Source organism: Amycolatopsis rhizosphaerae (assembly GCF_007713715.1).
Lineage (GTDB): Bacteria > Actinomycetota > Actinomycetes > Mycobacteriales > Pseudonocardiaceae > Amycolatopsis_E > Amycolatopsis_E rhizosphaerae.
The window spans coordinates 1-12,954 of record NZ_VJWX01000182.1; the positions used below are offsets into that span (position 1 = coordinate 1).

General features: G+C 69.5%; 13 protein-coding genes and 1 pseudogene. 11 read left to right on the forward strand and 3 right to left on the reverse strand.

Annotated elements, in window-relative coordinates; all coding sequences use genetic code 11:
• Nucleotides 1-644: pseudogene (locus tag FNH05_RS18730) on the forward strand (DNA polymerase III subunit gamma/tau); the annotation flags it as partial.
• Between the two features lie 44 nt (nucleotides 645-688).
• Here FNH05_RS18730 and FNH05_RS18735 read toward each other — a convergent pair.
• The gene (locus tag FNH05_RS18735; protein ID WP_425458463.1) at nucleotides 689-1,510 is read right to left on the reverse strand and encodes an N-acetylmuramoyl-L-alanine amidase; all 822 of its coding nucleotides are present in this window, start codon (nucleotides 1,508-1,510) and stop codon (nucleotides 689-691) included.
• A gap of 76 nt (nucleotides 1,511-1,586) precedes the next feature.
• Between FNH05_RS18735 and FNH05_RS18740 the strand changes: the two genes are divergently transcribed.
• The 9 genes from FNH05_RS18740 to FNH05_RS18780 all read left to right on the forward strand — a co-directional run bounded on the left by FNH05_RS18740 (nucleotide 1,587) and on the right by FNH05_RS18780 (nucleotide 9,944).
• A complete protein-coding gene (locus FNH05_RS18740) occupies nucleotides 1,587-1,940 on the forward strand; it encodes a YbaB/EbfC family nucleoid-associated protein (protein ID WP_144589992.1) in 354 nt (117 codons plus the stop codon).
• Between the two features lie 137 nt (nucleotides 1,941-2,077).
• Nucleotides 2,078-2,674, forward strand: a complete 597-nt coding sequence (recR, locus tag FNH05_RS18745; RefSeq protein ID WP_144589993.1) for a recombination mediator RecR — start codon at nucleotides 2,078-2,080, stop codon at nucleotides 2,672-2,674.
• Between the two features lie 46 nt (nucleotides 2,675-2,720).
• A complete protein-coding gene (locus FNH05_RS18750) occupies nucleotides 2,721-3,311 on the forward strand; it encodes a uridine kinase family protein (RefSeq protein ID WP_186382615.1) in 591 nt (196 codons plus the stop codon).
• A 128-nt stretch (nucleotides 3,312-3,439) separates the two neighbouring features.
• Nucleotides 3,440-5,107, forward strand: a complete 1,668-nt coding sequence (locus tag FNH05_RS18755) for an ABC transporter substrate-binding protein (RefSeq protein ID WP_186382616.1) — start codon at nucleotides 3,440-3,442, stop codon at nucleotides 5,105-5,107.
• Nucleotides 5,108-5,205: 98 nt separating this feature from the next.
• On the forward strand, nucleotides 5,206-6,210 hold the full coding sequence (locus FNH05_RS18760; protein WP_144589994.1) for an ABC transporter permease: 1,005 nt from the start codon (nucleotides 5,206-5,208) through the stop codon (nucleotides 6,208-6,210).
• A complete protein-coding gene (locus FNH05_RS18765; RefSeq protein ID WP_144589995.1) occupies nucleotides 6,207-7,139 on the forward strand; it encodes an ABC transporter permease in 933 nt (310 codons plus the stop codon). The genes FNH05_RS18760 and FNH05_RS18765 overlap by 4 nt, the downstream gene beginning before the upstream one ends.
• A 6-nt stretch (nucleotides 7,140-7,145) precedes the next feature.
• Complete coding sequence (locus tag FNH05_RS18770) at nucleotides 7,146-8,147, forward strand: ABC transporter ATP-binding protein (protein WP_144589996.1); 1,002 nt, start codon at nucleotides 7,146-7,148, stop codon at nucleotides 8,145-8,147.
• Nucleotides 8,147-9,253 (forward strand): ABC transporter ATP-binding protein, encoded by a 1,107-nt coding sequence (locus FNH05_RS18775; protein WP_144589997.1) that lies wholly within the window; start codon nucleotides 8,147-8,149, stop codon nucleotides 9,251-9,253. The genes FNH05_RS18770 and FNH05_RS18775 overlap by 1 nt, the downstream gene beginning before the upstream one ends.
• Nucleotides 9,254-9,299: 46 nt before the next feature.
• Nucleotides 9,300-9,944, forward strand: a complete 645-nt coding sequence (locus tag FNH05_RS18780; RefSeq protein WP_144590003.1) for a DedA family protein — start codon at nucleotides 9,300-9,302, stop codon at nucleotides 9,942-9,944.
• 4 nt (nucleotides 9,945-9,948) lie between these two features.
• Here FNH05_RS18780 and FNH05_RS18785 read toward each other — a convergent pair whose 3' ends face one another.
• Nucleotides 9,949-10,860, reverse strand: coding sequence for an EamA family transporter (locus FNH05_RS18785; RefSeq protein ID WP_144589998.1), 912 nt, complete (start codon nucleotides 10,858-10,860; stop codon nucleotides 9,949-9,951).
• 77 nt (nucleotides 10,861-10,937) lie between these two features.
• Here FNH05_RS18785 and FNH05_RS18790 point away from each other — a divergent pair, with 77 nt between their 5' ends.
• Nucleotides 10,938-11,852: a LysR family transcriptional regulator gene (locus FNH05_RS18790; protein ID WP_144589999.1), complete on the forward strand. Its 915-nt coding sequence runs from the start codon at nucleotides 10,938-10,940 to the stop codon at nucleotides 11,850-11,852.
• Between the two features lie 44 nt (nucleotides 11,853-11,896).
• On the opposite strand, the gene FNH05_RS18795 is transcribed toward FNH05_RS18790, so the two are convergent.
• Nucleotides 11,897-12,954 (reverse strand): 2-isopropylmalate synthase (locus FNH05_RS18795; protein ID WP_144590000.1); only part of this gene is annotated, 1,058 nt, incomplete at its 5' end.

The window sequence follows — 12,954 nt, forward strand, 5'->3', positions numbered from 1 at the left end:
CTCAGGCCCCGCAGGCCCCGTCCGGCGGCATCGACGCCGCCGCGATCCGCAAGGCATGGCCGGACCTGCTCGCCGCGATCCGCAAGATCAGCCGCAGTACGGAGGCGATGCTGACCAACGCCACCGTGCAGAGCGTCGAAGGCTCGCTGGTGGTACTGGCGCACACCGCGGAGCCGCTGGCACGCCGCCTCTCCGAGTCTCGTAACGCGGACTTCATCGCCGCGGCCCTGCACGAGGTGCTCGGCGGCTCGTGGCAGGTGCGGTGCGTGCACGGCGGCGGGGGCGGTGGCGGTTCGGCGCGCCCGGCCGGACCGGGGCCCCGCCCCCAGCCGAGTTCCCCATCCCGGGAAGCCCCGGCGCAGCCGCAACGCACCTACCAGCGGCCGACACAGTCCACACAGTCCACACAGTCCACACAGCCGACGCAGTCCGCGCAACCGGCACAGCCCGCACCGTCGGCGCAGCCGGCTCGCCGTCAGCAGCCGTCCGAGCCGGACATCCCGCTGCCGCCGGAGCCGGACGACGAGGAGAGCATGCTCGCCGAGTCGGACGTGATGGATCTGCCGCCCGAGGTGGAGACCGATCCCGAAATCATCGCGCACCGGTTGCTCGCCGAGCATCTCGGTGCCCGGCCGCTGGACTGATCACCCGGCCCGCGCTCAACCGGGAACAAGGCCGTGCTCGAAGCTCAGTCGCCCAGGTAGGACAGGATCGCGGCGGTGATCGCGTCCGCGTAGCGCTGCCTGCCGTCCGCGGTGGACATGAGGGTGGCCTCGCCCGTGTCGCGCATGTTGCCGCATTCGACCAGCGCGGCCGGCCGCGTGGACAGGTTGAGCCCGGCGAGGTCGCTGCGGGGCGCGAGGCCGTCGCTGCCCAGGTAGTTCGAGACGCCGAACCCGGCCTTTCGCAGCCCGTCACGCAGGGCTTGGGCGAGCAGGTAGGAGGGCTGTCCCTGCGCGGAGTTGAGCGGCGGGTCCGAATAGGCCACGTGGAAGCCGTGGGCGCCCGCGGCTTCCGAACCGTCGGCGTGGATCGAAACCACCGCGTCGGCGTGGGCCTCGTTGCCGAGGGCCGCCCGCCGGTCCACGCAGGGGCCGACCCCGGTGTCGCTGTCCCGGGTGAACACGACCCGGACGCCTTTCGCGGACAGTTCGCCGCCGACCCGGCGCGCCACGTCCCAGTTGAAGGCGTGCTCGCCGTATCCGGCGTTGGTCGCGGTTCCCGTCGTGTTGCACGGTTTGGTGGCCCCGCGCCCCGCCGGTACCGGCTTGTTGATCACACTGGGGTTGGCCGCGTTCCCGCCGTTGTGGCCCGGGTCGAGCACGACCACCATGGCCTTACCGGCGGGAGTGGCCGAAGTCGCCGGGGCGCTCGTGGCGGACGCCGGTGAGGAGGCCGTCCGGGACGGCGGTGAAGACGTCTCCGGCTGCTGCCGGACCGCCGCCGCGCCGCCGTCACACGCCGTCAGCAGCGTCGCGCCCAAGATCACCGGAATCACCCGCCATCGCACGGTGCCCACAGTGTCACAGCCCGGCGGGCTAGGCTGGGCGGGAGTGCACATCCCTCAAGGATCGGAAGCGGCAATCATGGTGCAACCCGGTGGAATGCCCGACATGCAGGCCATCCTCCAGCAGGCGCAGCAGATGCAGCAGCAGCTCGTCGCCGCCCAGGAGGATCTGGCGCGTACCGAGGTCACCGGCAGTGCGGGCGGCGGGCTGGTCACCGCGACCGTGACCGGCGGCATGGAGCTCAAGAGCCTCACCATCGATCCCAAGGTGGTCGACCCCGAGGACACCGAAACCCTGGCCGACCTGGTGGTGGCCGCGGTCCGGGACGCGAGCAACAACGCCCAGAAGCTCACCGAGCAGAAGCTCGGCCCGGTCGCCGGCGCGCTCGGGGGCGGGGGCCTCGGCGGGCTGGGCCTGCCCGGCCTCGGCTGACCCCGCACACCGCGATCCCCGGGGCCGGTGCCCCGGGGTCTTCGGTGTGGGCGGGTAGGCTGGCCAGGTAGCCGCGCCCCGTCGCCATCGGCGGCGCCCGCGCGCAGGATCACGAAAACCACAGAAGGCGCGCCCAGGTGTACGAAGGTGTAGTCCAGGATCTGATCGACGAGCTCGGCCATCTGCCCGGTATCGGCCCGAAGAGCGCTCAGCGCATCGCTTTTCACCTGCTCGCCGCGGATCCCGCCGATATCGCGCGCCTGCAGGACGTGCTCGGCAAGGTCCGCGAGGGCGTGCAGTTCTGCACGATCTGCGGCAACGTCTCGGAGCAGGAGCAGTGCCGGATCTGCCGGGACACCCGCCGGGACACCTCGATGATCTGCGTGGTCGAGGAGCCGAAGGACGTGCTCGCGGTGGAGCGGACCCGGGAGTTCCGGGGCCGCTACCACGTGTTGGGCGGCGCACTCGACCCGTTGTCCGGGATCGGCCCCGATCAGCTGCGCATCCGCGAACTGATGGCCAGGATCGGCGGCGAGGAGGTCACCGAGGTGATCATCGCGACCGATCCGAACACCGAGGGCGAGGCCACCGCCACCTATCTGGTGCGCATGCTGCGGGACTTCCCCGGTCTCACCGTCACCCGGCTGGCCTCCGGTCTGCCGATGGGCGGCGATCTCGAGTTCGCGGACGAGCTGACGCTCGGTCGCGCTCTGTCCGGTCGCCGCGCCCTTTGAGTGCCGCTTCCCGTGAGGGGTCCCCTCACGGCTCTCCCCGGTTACGATGACCGTCGCCCGTCTCGCGAACGCCGTGCTCGCGGCCCCGCCGCGGCTGGGCCGGGTGCGGGTGGTCGCCGTCGACGGGCCGTCCGGGGCGGGCAAGTCCACACTGGCCGGGTTGCTGGTCGCGGAGCTTCGGCACCGGGGCCACCGCGTCGCGCTGATCAGCACGGACCACTTCGCCACCTGGGACGATCCGGTGTCGTGGTGGCCGCGGCTGGCCGAGGGCGTCCTCGACCCACTGGGCCGGGGGGAGACGGGCGCCTACCGGAAGCTGGACTGGACCACCGGCGTGCCGGAGCCGGGCGAACTGGTTTCCGTCGCGCCGCCCGAGGTGCTCGTCCTGGAAGGCGTTTCGTCGGGCCGGAGGTCGTTCCGGGCGTCGCTTTCGGTGCTGTGCTGGGTGCCCGGCCCGGCCGAGCCGGCACGCCTCGAGCGTGCCGTTCAGCGGGACGGCGAGGCGTCCAGAGAGCGCTTGCACGAATGGCAGACGTTCGAGCGGGGTTGGTTTGCCGTTGACCTTCCGGCAACCGACCTTACGCCGAATGGTCTAGTTCTGTCGGCACAAAACGGACATGAAATCGACGTTCCGTAATCGGTTCATACCAAAGCGTCGCCATTTCATGGCCGACGTAGCGCGATCGTAACCTGGCGTGCTTAAGCATCGGCTCGAATGAGGCTAGGGTCGTCGATCACCAACAGGATCCTCAACAAGGAGTTGACATGCTCCCTCGGCGAGTGGCTCGTCTGCGACGACTGGCCCTGATCGGGCTGGCCGGCGCGCTCGCGGTGTCCATGTCGGCCTGTGCCTCGCAGCGCGATTCGGGCGGCAGCGGAGCCAACGACACCCTCGTGTTCGGGGCTGCCGGTGCGCCGAAGAACTTCGACCCGATCTTCAACGACGACGGCGAAAGCTTCCGTCCCGCTCGGCAGATGTTCGACACGCTGATCACCTACAAGCCCGGCACCACGGAGCTTCAGGGCGCGCTGGCGACCGCGTGGACTCCGAGCGCCGACGGCAAGAGTTGGACCTTCACCCTCCGGCAGGGGGTCAAGTTCCACGACGGCACCCCGTTCAACGCCGCCGCGGTCTGCTTCAACTTCGACCGCTGGTACAACATGAAGGGCGCCGCCGCGCAGAGCCAGATGATCTACTACGGCGACGTCTTCGAGGGTTTCGCACACAACGAGGGCGATGCCGGCGGACAGCCGGTCTACAAGTCCTGTGAAGCCAAGGACGACCACACCGCGGTCCTCAACCTCAACAAGGCCAAGGGTGCCTTCCCGGACGCGTTCGGCCTGACCTCGCTGTCCATCTCCAGCCCGGACGCGCTGAAGAAGTACAACGCGGACGCGGTGACCCAGAGCGGTGACTCGTTCAGCTACCCGGCCTACGCGACGGACCACCCGACCGGAACCGGTCCGTACAAGTTCCAGAGCTTCGACAAGACCAACAACACCATCACCCTGGTCCGCAACGACGACTACTGGGGCGAGAAGGCCAAGATCGGCAAGCTGATCTTCAAGATCATCCCGGACGAGAACGCGCGGAAGCAGGAGCTGGCGGCCGGCACCATCGACGGCTACGACTACCCGAGCCCCGCCGACTACAACGCGCTGAAGAGCGCCGGTGACCAGGTGCTGATCCGGCCCGCGTTCAACGTCCTGTACCTGGGCATCAACCAGAAGAACAACCCGAAGCTGACCGACGTCCGGGTCCGCAAGGCGATCGAGTACGCGATCAACAAGGACCAGCTGGTCAAGAACAAGCTGCCCACCGGGGCCTACGCGCAGAACCAGCTCCTGCCGAACAACGTGCCCGGCTACACCGACGCCGTCGAGAAGCACAACTTCGACCAGGCGATGGCCAAGCAGTTGCTCAACGAAGCCGGCGCGGCCGGCATGACGCTCAACTTCTACGTGCCCACCGAGGTCACGCGGCCCTACATGCCGAATCCGGTGGAGATCGCCTCGGCGATCACCGACGACCTCAAGGCGGTCGGGCTGAACGTCAACGTCGTGCAGGAACCGTGGAACGGCGGTTACAAGGACGACGTGCAGAAGGCGGGCAAGCAGGACCTCCACCTGCTCGGCTGGACCGGTGACTACGCCGACGCGGGCAACTTCATCGGCACCTTCTTCGGACGGCAGAAGGCCGAGTTCGGCTTCAACAACCCGCAGATCTTCTCCGCACTGTCCACTGCGGACGCCCAAGTCACGGCGGACGCCAAGAAGGCGGCCTACGAGCAGGCCAGCGTGCTGATCTCGCAGTACGTGCCCGCGGTGCCGCTGGCGTCTTCGCCCCCGGGAATCGTGGTCCGCGCCAACGTGCACAACCTGATCCCGACGCCGCTGACCGACGAGCGCTTCTACACGGTCACCAAGGGGTAAGAACCATTTCGCACTGAAGTGCCCGACTTGCCCGCCTGCCACGAGCAATCGGGCGAGGAGGGCATTTCAGTGCGAAGACGCCGTGAGGGCACAACCATATGTTGCGATTCATTGTCCGTCGGCTGCTACAAGCGGTTCCGACGCTTCTTGTCCTGTCCATCCTGGTGTTCGCCTGGCTCAGGCTGCTGCCCGGCGGCCCGGCCGGCGCACTGCTCGGCGACAAGGCGACCGCCGAAAGCGTGGCTTCGCTGAACCACATCCTCGGCCTCGACCAGCCGGTCTTCGTGCAGTACTTCAAGTTCCTCGGCCGGGTGGTCACCGGTGACTTCGGCAGTTCGCTGACCAGTGGCGACCCGGTGCTCGCGGAGGTCGGCCGCCGGTTCCCCGCGACGATCGAGCTTTCGATCTGCGCACTGTTCCTCGCGGTGGTCTTCGGCATTCCGATCGGCTATCTCGCCGCGCGCTACAAGGGGCGCCTGCTGGACAACGCCGCGGTGATCACCACGCTGGTCGGGGTCGCCGTGCCGGTGTTCTTCCTCGGCGTGCTGCTGAAGTACGTCTTCGCGCAGAAGCTGGGCATCCTGCCGCCGTCCGGCCGCCAGGACGTGACCATCGACGCCACCCACGTGACCGGCTTCTTCGTGCTCGACGGGCTGCTCACCGGGGAACTCGACGCGGCATGGGACGCGATCAGGCACCTGATCCTGCCGTCGATCGCGCTGGCCAGCATCCCGTTCGCGGTGATCGTGCGGATCACCCGCGCCTCGGTGCTGGACGTGCAGGGCGAGGACTTCGTGCGGACCGCGGAATCCAAGGGACTGACCACCGGGGTGATCCGGCGCCGGCACGTGCTGCGCAACGCGCTGCTGCCGGTGTCCACCACCATCGGTCTCCAGACCGGCCTGTTGCTCGCCGGTGCCGTACTGACGGAGAAGGTGTTCAACTGGCAGGGGGTCGGTTCCCTGCTGGCGGACGGCATCACGCGCCGCGACTACCCCCGGCTGCAGGCGCTGCTGTTGCTCGCCGCGCTGGTGTACGTCGTGGTGAACCTGCTGGTCGACATCTCCTACGCGATCATCGATCCGAGGGTGCGCGTGCGATGACTGCTCCCAATCTGTTGAAACGCAAGGCCGAACGGATCGACGAACTCGCCGATTCCGGCGGGACGAGCCTCGCCGCGGACGCACTGCGGCGGATGCGCAGCAGCCCCACGGCGATCATCGGCGCGGTGATCACCGTGCTGTTCGTCCTGCTGGCGGCCCTTTCGCCGTTCCTGGCGCCGAAGAATCCCTACATCCCCTATGACGAGCTCAAGAAGGACCTGACGCCGAGTTCGATTCCCGGTCCGATGCCGGGATTCCTGCTCGGCGGTGACCAGAACGGCTACGACTTCTTCTCGCGGCTGCTGGTCGGCGCGCAGCAGACGTTGATCGTCGGTGTGGTCGCCACGCTGATCGGGGTGCTGCTCGGCATGATCATCGGCGGGCTCGCCGGGGCGTTCGGCGGCTGGGTGGACACCCTGCTGATGCGCTTCACCGACATCCTGCTCGCGATTCCCTCGCTGCTGCTGGCCATCTCGATCGCCGCGCTGTTCTCGCACGGTACACAGTGGACGGTCATCATCGCGGTGGCGGTGGTCAGTGTGCCGGTCTTCGCCCGGCTGCTGCGCGGCGCGATGCTGTCCCAGCGTTCCTCCGACCACGTACTGGCGGCGACCGCGCTGGGCGTGCGCCGCGGCACGATCGTGTTCCGGCACATGCTGCCCAACTCGCTCGGCCCGGTGATCGTGCAGGCCACGCTGACCCTGGCAACCTCCATCATCGACGCGGCGGCGCTGTCGTTCCTCGGCCTCGGCGACTCCGACCCGAGCCGGGCGGAATGGGGCCTGATGCTGGGCAACTCGCAGGGCCTGCTCGACGTCAAGCCGGAACTGGCGTTCTACCCCGCCGTCGCGATCATCGTGGTGGCGCTCGGGTTCACGCTGCTCGGTGAGTCGCTGCGCGAAGCGCTCGACCCGAAAAACAGGCGGTAAGGCTTCATGGCACTTCTGGAAGTCCGCGATCTGTCCGTGGTGTTCCGCCGCAAGCGTGCGCGGCCGTTCACCGCGGTGGACGCGGTGAGTTTCGATGTGGAACCGGGCCGCACGGTCGGCCTGGTGGGCGAGTCCGGCAGCGGCAAGTCGGTGACCGCGCTGGCGATCATGGGGCTGCTGCCCCGGCGCGGGGCCGAGGTCAGCGGTTCCGTGCGCTTCGAGGACACCGATCTGCTGACCCTGTCCGACCGGCAGTTGCGCGATCGGCGCGGCCGCGACCTTGGCATGGTGTTCCAGGACCCGCTGTCCTCGCTGAACCCGGTGATCTCCGTCGGGCTGCAGATCGCCGAGGTGCTGGAGCGGCACCGCGGGATGAGCCGCAAGCAGGCGATGACCGAGGCGACCGACCTGCTGAACCGGGTCGGCATCCCCGACCCGAACCGCCGTCTGTCGGAATACCCGCACCAGCTCTCGGGCGGGATGCGCCAGCGGGCGCTGATCGCCATCGCGCTGGCGTGCCGTCCCCGGCTGCTCATCGCCGACGAGCCGACCACCGCGCTGGACGTGACGATCCAGGCGCAGATCCTCGCGCTGCTGGCCGAGCTGGTGCGCGACACCGGCACCGCGCTGATCATGATCACGCACGATCTCGGTGTGGTCGCCGGCCTGTGCGACGAGGTGAACGTCATGTACGGCGGCCGGATCGTGGAGCGGGCCGAGCGGCACGCGCTGTTCGCCGCCGCGCGGCATCCGTACACCCACGGGCTGCTCGCCTCGATCCCGCGCCTCGACGCGCCGCGCGGCGAGAAGCTGGTGCCGATCAAGGGTTCGGTGGCCGACAACCTCCCGTGGGCGAACGCCTGCGCCTTCGCGCCGCGTTGCCCGAACGCGCTGGACCGCTGCCGGGAGGTGGCCCCGGCGCTGGAGCCGGACAACGGCGGGATGCTGCGTTGCCACAATCCCGTCGGACCGATGACTGCCGTCAACCAGGGGGAGGGGGTGCGGTGATGGCGGACGAGAAGCCGCTGGTGTCCGTGGAGGGCATCCAGGTGCACTTCCCGATCAAACGCGGGCTGGTGCTGGACAAGACGGTCGGTCACGTCTACGCCGTCGACGGAGTGGATCTCCAGATCCGGCGCGGGGAGACCTACGGCCTGGTGGGCGAGTCGGGTTGCGGCAAGACCACCCTCGGGCGCAGCCTGCTGCGCCTGGTGGAGCCGACCGGCGGCCGGGTGGTGTTCGACGGGGTGGACCTGTCCACCCTCAAGGGTGAGTCGCTGCGGCGGATGCGGCGGCGGATGCAGATGGTCTTCCAGGACCCGCTGTCCAGCCTCGATCCCCGCCAGTCGGTCGAGTCGATCCTGGTCGAGGGCATGCGGGCGCACGGGCTCGACCGGGACAAGGAGAGCACGCGCAAACGGTTGCGGGAACTGCTGTCCGCGGTCGGGCTGCCGGAGGGCGCGCTGCGCAAGTACCCGCACGAGTTCTCGGGCGGGCAACGGCAGCGGATCGGCATCGCCAGGGCGCTGGCCGTCGAGCCCGACCTGATCGTGGCCGACGAACCGGTGTCCGCGCTGGACGTGTCGGTGCAGGCGCAGGTGATCAACCTGCTCGAAGAGCTGCAGGACACCCTCGGACTGACCTACCTGGTGATCGCACACGACCTGGCCGTCGTGCGCCACATTTCCGACCGCATCGGCGTGATGTACCTGGGTTCGATGGTGGAGGAGACCGACTCCGAGACCCTCTACACCGAGCCGCTGCACCCGTACACGCGGGCGCTGCTGTCCGCGATCCCGGTGCCGGACCCCGACGTGGAGGACCGGCGCGAGCAGATCCTGCTCGCCGGCGACCTGCCCTCCCCGGCCGCGCCGCCGTCCGGCTGCCGGTTCCACACGCGTTGCCCCTGGCGGCAGGAGACGCGATGTGACACCGAACGGCCGGTTTTGCGGGAACTCGGGACGGGCCACCGGGTGGCGTGTCACTATGCGGAGGACATCCAGGCCGGGCGTATCACGCCGCACGAGGTGAAGGCGGAACTGGTCGAAACGGATCCCGGGGCGGTGCCGGTGGTGCCGCACGCCGGGTCCGTGGCCGAACTGCTGGAACCGTGACGCGGGTACCCTGGCGCCAAGCGACACCGGTGAGAGGGGCTTGACTGTGCACATCGACCAGTGGCTGGAGACCATTCCGCCACTTCTCGTGTACATCACGGTCGGCGCGGTGATCGGTTTCGAAAGCCTCGGCATCCCCCTTCCCGGGGAAATCGTGCTGGTCAGCGCGGCCCTGCTGGCCTCGCAGCACTCCGAGCTGAACCCGTGGATCGTCGGCATCGTGGGCAGTGCGGGCGCCATCGTCGGCGATAGCCTCGGGTACCTGATCGGCCGCAAGGGCGGCCGCAGGCTGTTCGACTGGGCGGGGCGGAAGTTCCCGAAGCACTTCGGCCCCGACCACGTCGCCAACGCCGAACGCATCTTCGCGAGACGGGGTGTGTGGGCGGTGTTCTTCGGCCGGTTCGTGGCCATCCTGCGCATCCTGTGCGGTCCGCTCGCCGGTTCGCTGCACATGAACTACGGCAAGTTCCTGGCCGCGAACGCGCTCGGCGGCATCGCCTGGGCCGGGGGCACCACCGCACTGGTGTACTCGCTGGGCGTGGTCGCGGAGAAGTGGCTGTCCCGCTTCTCGTACCTGGCGCTCGGCCTGGCCATCGTGGCCGGCGTGATCATCAGCCTCTTGGTGAAGAAGCGCATGGGCCGCCGTCACCACGAGGAGCCCGCCGGGGAGACCGCGGCCGCCGAGCGCTGAGCGCTCAGCGCTCGGCGCCGACCAGTGGTATGGCCGGTTCCGGCCTCGAGGCACGCCGGGGCAGCGAGCCCAGCAGCACCCCGGCGACCACGACCACCCCGGCGAGCAGTTCCACCACCGCCGGGCGTTCGCCGAGCAGCAGGAACGAAGCCGACATCCCCACGACCGGCACCAGCAGGGAGAACGGGGCCACCACCCCGGCGGGGTTGCGGCGCATGAGCGTCGTCCACACCCCGGAGCCGACCACGGTGCCGATGAGCACCACGTAGGCCAGCCCGGCCAGGCCGGTCAGCCCGGTCGCGCTGCCCAGCGTGCTCAGCGAGCGCCACTCGGCACCGGGGCCCTCGAAGACCAGGGACAGCAGGAACATCGGAACCGGCGGGACCACCGACATCCACAGGGTCAGGTGCAGCGGGTTGTCCGGGCGGGCCTGGCGGGAGCACACGTTGCCCACGGCCCAGCTGGCCGCGCCGACCAGGGTGAGCAGTACGGGCAGCAGCGCGGCGTTCTCCGCGCGGTGCCAGGCGATCGCGGCCATGCCCGCGACCGCGAGCGCGACCCCGGCCAGCTGCCGGGGCGAGTGGCGTTCCCGCAGGAAGAACCCGCCCAGCAGCACGGTGAACGGGGCGGCGGCCTGGAGCACGAGCGAGGCGAGTCCGGTCGGCATGCCCAGTTTGAGCGCGAGGAACAGGAACGCGAACTGCCCGGTGCCGAAACCGAGGCCGTATCCGATCAGCCAGCGCAGCGGGACCTTCGGCCGCGGCACGAGCAGCACGGTCGGCACCGCGATCAGCAGGAAGCGCAGACCGCCCGCGAACAGCGGCGGGAACTGGCCGAGCATGGCGTGGATGGCGAGGAAGTTCAGTCCCCACACCACGGCGACGAACAGGGCTAGAAGACGATCGCGGGCTGGCATGCCTTCAGCTTGTGGGGGACAACTGTGAAGGACAAGCGAGATTATTTGCAATAACCCTTAAGCTAGACTTCACGATCGTGGATGTGGCGAGACTGCGGGTGCTCCGGGAGTTCGCCGACCGCGGCAGCGTGACCGCCACGGCCGCGGCCCTGCACTGCACCCCGTCCGCGGTGTCGCAGCAGCTGAGGGCGCTGCAGGACGAGGTCGGCGTGCCGCTCACCGAACCGGCCGGGCGCGGACTGCGGCTCACCGACGCGGGCCGGTCCCTGGTGAACCGGGCGGACGAAGTGCTCGCCGCGGTCGAACGGGCCGAGGCGGAGCTGGACACCTACCGCAGCGCACCCCGCGGCCGCGTGCGGCTCGCGATCTTCCCGTCCGCCGCGCTGATGCTGCTGCCCGGACTGCTGAGGCGGATCGACGAATGCGAGGGCCTCGAAGTCGATGTGCGGGACATCGACATGACCCCGTCCGAGGTGCCGGCGCTGGTGGCGGACTTCGACATCGTGGTCGCCCACCGCGACGAGCACGCGGAACCGTTCTCCTCCAGCAGGCTGGAAGTCGACCACCTGCTGCGGGAACCCCTCGACGTGGCGTTGCCGCCGGGGCACCGGCTGGCCTCGCGGCGCAAGGTCGAACTGACCGAACTCGCGGGCGAGCGCTGGATCGGGGTGGACGTGGGTTTCCCGGTGGACGACGTGCTGCGGTCGCTCGCCGTGCGCACGGGGGTGCGGCCGAGGGTGGTTCAGCGCATCAACGACTTCCGCATCACCGAGGCGCTGGTGGCCGCCGGGCACGGCATCGCCCTGCTCCCGCGGTACACGATCGACACGGCACGGGGACGGCGGCTGCTCCGCCGTCCGCTCGCCGGGATCCGCGCCGCCCGGCACATCGAGGCCGTGCTGCGGGCCGGAGCGTCGAGCAGGCCCGCGGTGGCCGGCGTGCTCGCCGTCCTCCACGCCGAGGTCGCCTCCGCCACCGCCGCCCGCGCATGATCAAGGGGCGGCACCGAGCGGTGCCGCCCCCCGAACCGGGCCGGTCAGCGGTGGCTGCGGTTGACCGCCGAGACGACGGCGCGCAGCGAAGCGGTCACGATCGACGGGTCGATGCCCACGCCCCAGTAGACCTTGTCGCCGACGGCGCACTCGATGTATGAGGCCGCCCGCGAGTCGTCGCCGGGGGTGAGCGTGTGCTCGCTGTAGTCCATCAGCCGCAGGTCGAACCCGACGGTGGACAGCGCGTCGAAGAAAGCCGCGATCGGGCCGTTGCCGGAGCCGGTGATCTCCTGCTCGTCACCGTCGAGGCGGACGGTCGCGGTCAGCTTGTAGTCGCCGTTGGCCGTGACGTGCTGGCGGACCAGCTCCAGCGGGCTGTTCGGCTCCAGGTACTCGGCCGAGAAGGCGTTCCACATGGTGGCCGGGGCGACCTCGCCACCCTGGGTGTCGGTGTGGCGCTGGATGACCTTGGAGAACTCGATCTGCAGCCGCCGGGGCAGGTCCAGCTGGTGCTCGGTCTTCATGATGTAGGCGACGCCGCCCTTGCCGGACTGCGAGTTCACCCTGATCACGGCCTCGTAGGTGCGGCCGACGTCCTTCGGGTCGATGGGCAGGTACGGAACCTCCCACGGGTACTCGTCGACCGGGACGCCTTCCTTCTCGGCGGCGCGGTTCAGCGCGTCCAGGCCCTTGTTGATGGCGTCCTGGTGGCTGCCGGAGAAGGCGGTGAACACCAGGTCGCCGCCCCACGGGCTGCGCTCGGGCACCGGAAGCTGGTTGCAGTACTCGACGGTGCGCTTGACCTCGTCGATGTCGGAGAAGTCGATCTGCGGGTCGATGCCCTGGCTGAACAGGTTCATGCCCAGTGCGACCAGGTCCACGTTGCCGGTGCGCTCGCCGTTGCCGAACAGGCAGCCCTCGATGCGGTCCGCGCCGGCCTGGTAGCCCAGTTCGGCCGCGGCCACCGCGGTCCCGCGGTCGTTGTGCGGGTGCAGGGACAGGATCACCGCGTCGCGCCGGTCGAGGTTGCGGTTCATCCACTCGATCGAGTCGGCGTAGACGTTGGGCGTGGCCATTTCCACGGTCGAGGGCAGGTTCAGGA